Annotated in this window: 2 protein-coding genes; both read left to right on the forward strand. The window is 64.8% G+C overall.

Going from position 1 to position 3,375, the window contains the following annotated elements; all coding sequences use genetic code 11:
* Nucleotides 1-1,863, forward strand: a 1,863-nt coding sequence (locus DQW85_RS03135) for a condensation domain-containing protein (RefSeq protein ID WP_240196890.1), incomplete at its 5' end; no start/stop codon positions are given.
* 88 nt (nucleotides 1,864-1,951) lie between these two features.
* Nucleotides 1,952-3,375 (forward strand): condensation domain-containing protein (locus tag DQW85_RS03140; RefSeq protein WP_240196891.1); only part of this gene is annotated, 1,424 nt, incomplete at its 3' end.

Below are 3,375 nucleotides of genomic sequence, written 5' to 3' on the forward strand. Positions count from 1 at the left end.
GGTGGTGGTAAGCGGCTGATCGGCTATGTGGTCCCGGAAGGGCCTGTCGACGCCGCCGAGTTGCGTTCGTTCATGCGTGGCCGGTTGCCCGATTACATGGTGCCGGCGGTGTTCATGACGGTGGATGGTCTGCCGTTGACCGCCAACGGCAAGGTGGATCGTAAGGCGTTGCCGGAGCCGGATGCGGTGGTGTCGGCGGGGGTGGAGTATGTGCCGCCGCGTACGGCTAGTGAGGTGGTGCTGGCGGGGATCTGGTCGCAGGTGCTGGGGGTGGAGCGGGTCGGGTTGCATGACAACTTCTTCGAGTTGGGTGGCGATTCGATCCTGAGCTTGCAGATCGTGGCTCGGGCCAGGGCGGCGGGGTTGCGGCTGGATGTGGCGGATGTGTTCGCGCGGCAGAGCGTGGGCGAGCTGGCCGTTGCGGTCCAGGACAGTGCCGTCAGCACGTTGGCCGACCAGGGTTTGGTTGTCGGGATGGTGCCGCTGACGCCTATCCAGCACTGGTTCACCGAGCAGGACATCGCTGATCGTGATCATTGGAACTGGTCGGGCATGTTCGAGCTGGCGTCCGGTGTCGATGCCGCCGGGTTGGCACGGGCGGTGGATGCGGTGATCTCGCATCATGACGCGTTGCGGATGCGGTTCGTCTACGACTCGGTTGTGGGGGCGTGGGCGCAGAGCGTGGTTGAGGGGGAGTCGGGTGAGGTCTTCTCGGTCGTGGATGCGGCCGGGATGGATGGGGCCCAGGTCGCCGAGCGGATGACGCTCGCGCAGACGTCGTTGAGCCTGGCCGATGGACCGTTGATCAAGGTGGTCTACTTCGATCGGGGCGAGGAGCCGGGCTGGCTGGGGATCATCGTTCATCACCTGGTGATGGACGGGGTGTCGTGGAACGTCCTGCTGGAGGATCTCGATCGCGCTTACCGGGGTGAGCGGCTGCCTGCCAAGACGACCTCGTTCCAGCAGTGGGCCGAGCAACTCCACCTCTATGCCGGTACGGAGCGGGTACGCGAGCAGTTGCCGTACTGGAAGGAACAGGTCGAGTCCGGCTTCGCGGTGCCCGTTGATGATGCGACGGGTGCCAATACGGAGGCCTCCAGCCAGGTCGTGCGGGTCTCGCTCGATGCCGAGACGACCTCGGCGCTGCTGACTCGTGCGCAGAAGGCGTACCGGACACAGATCAACGACCTGCTGCTGGCCGCGCTGCTGCAGGCGCTGGGCGAGTGGGCGGGCACCGATGCGGTGACGATCGACCTGGAGAGTCACGGCCGGGAGGCCATCGCCGAAGAGATCGATCTGTCACGGACGGTCGGCTGGTTCACCTCCATCTTCCCGGTCAGGCTGGCCGCCGCCGATCTGACCGATCCGGCGGTGGTGCTCAAGTCGGTCAAGGAGCAACTGCGCAGCAGTCCTGACCGAGGGGTCGGCTATGGGGCGCTGCGCTATCTGACCGGTGAGCTGGGCCAGGCGTCGAATCCGCAGGTCATCTTCAACTACATGGGTGGAGCCGATCGCGGGGTCGATGACTCGATTGAGCTGCTGCGGCGGGAGCTGTCCGGCAGGCTGTGCGGCCCGACCGAGGGGAAGGAGCAGACACGTTCCCACCTGTTCCAGGTCGAGGCGGCTCAGGCTCCCGACGGTGAGATGGTCTTCGAGTGGTACTACTCCGCGAACGTGCACCGAGCCGAGACCGTTGAGCGGGTCGCCGAGACCTACGTGCGCGCGTTGAAGGCATTGGTGGAGCACTGTCTCGCGCCTGAGGCTGGTGGGTTCACGCCCTCGGACTTCCCGCTCGCGAACCTGAGCACGGACAGCCTCGCGTCAATTATGAAACAGATGGGCGGGTCTGCTGAAACCCGCTGAAAACGCGTTGAAATGACATCGACGTAGCCTGTCGCTGCGGTTGGATGGCCAACAGTGTGCGCCCTTGTGTGAGGATGTGGAGCGCGTCGTGATTGAAGACGTTTATCCGTTGGGGCCGATGCAGCAGGGAATGCTGTTCCATGTCCTGGAGGCGCCGTCGAATATCGGCGCCTATTGGGCCCAGACCTTGTACGAATTCGCCGGCGGGCTCGACGTAGAGCTGTTCAAGCAGGCGTGGGGCGTGGTGGTGAAGCGGCATGCGGCGCTGCGCACGGGTTTCGTCTGGGAGGGTGTCGATGAACCGCTGCAGGTTGTCATGGGCGGCGTCTCTGTTCCGTTCGAGGTGATGGACTGGTCCGACGCCTCCGAGGAAACGCAGCGCGCCCGGCTGGACGAGCTGCTGGCCGGTGATCGGGAGCGCGGGCTCGATCTGAAGGCGCCACCGTTGATGCGCCTGTATCTCCTCGGTCGCGGGGGCGGTCGGTTCTGGCTGTTGTGGAGCATGTATCAGGGGCTGTTCGACGGGTGGAGCCTGCCGATCGTCCTGGACGAGGTCTCGCTCGTGTACGACGGGCTGTGCCGTGGTGGGCAGGTGGCACTTCCTGTAGTACGGCCCTACCGCGATTTCATCGCATGGATGCAGAGGCGGGAGTCCGGTAAGGCGGAGGAGTTCTGGCGGGAGTACCTTGCGGGGTTCGAGGCGCCCACTCCATTGCCGGTGGACCGGCAGGCGACCGCGCACTGGTCGCAGGATCGGCGTCGGGTGGACTTCTCGCGTGAAGTGACGGAAGGGCTGGAGCAGCTCGCCCGGCGGGCGCGGGTGACGCTGGGGACGGTGGTGCAGGCCGGTTGGGCATTGCTGCTGTCGCGGTACAGCGGTGAGTCCGATGTGATGTTCGGTCTGACGGTGTCGGGTCGTCCGGCGGAGTTGGCCGGGATGGAGTCGATCGTCGGGTTGTTCATCAACACGCTTCCGTTGCGGGCTCGGGTGCCTTCTGATGTGGCGTTCGTGGACTGGTTGCGTGAACTGCAGGACAACCAGGTGGCGATGCAACGGTTCGAGTACACGCCGCTGGTCGACGTTCAGCGCTATTCGGAGATTCCTCGCGGTACGTCGTTGTTCGCGAGCACTATTGCTTTCCAGAACTATCCCGGGCTGGCCGAGGACGATCGAAAGCTGCTTTTCCAGTCCTCCGAGCTGCTCGACTCGATCGAGCTGGGGAATTTCCCGATCAGCATCGCGTGTCTGCCGGGGGATCAACTGGCGCTGGAAGTGGAGTTTTCCACGGCCGCTTTTGATGGGGCGACGGTTGATCGGGTGTTGGAGCAGTTCGCTCGGGTTTTGGGGGTTGTTGCTGCTGATGGTGGGGTGTTGGTGCGGGATGTTGAGTTGGTGTCGGCGGGGGATGGCGCGGAGCTGGTGGGTTGGGGTGCTGGGGCGGCGGTTGACGGCGATCTGGTTCCGGTGGGGCAGCTGGTGGGTGCTGTTGGTCGGGATGCGGTGGCGGTGGT

This window comes from Nonomuraea lactucae (genome assembly GCF_003313395.1).
Taxonomy (GTDB): Bacteria; Actinomycetota; Actinomycetes; order Streptosporangiales; family Streptosporangiaceae; genus Nonomuraea; species Nonomuraea lactucae.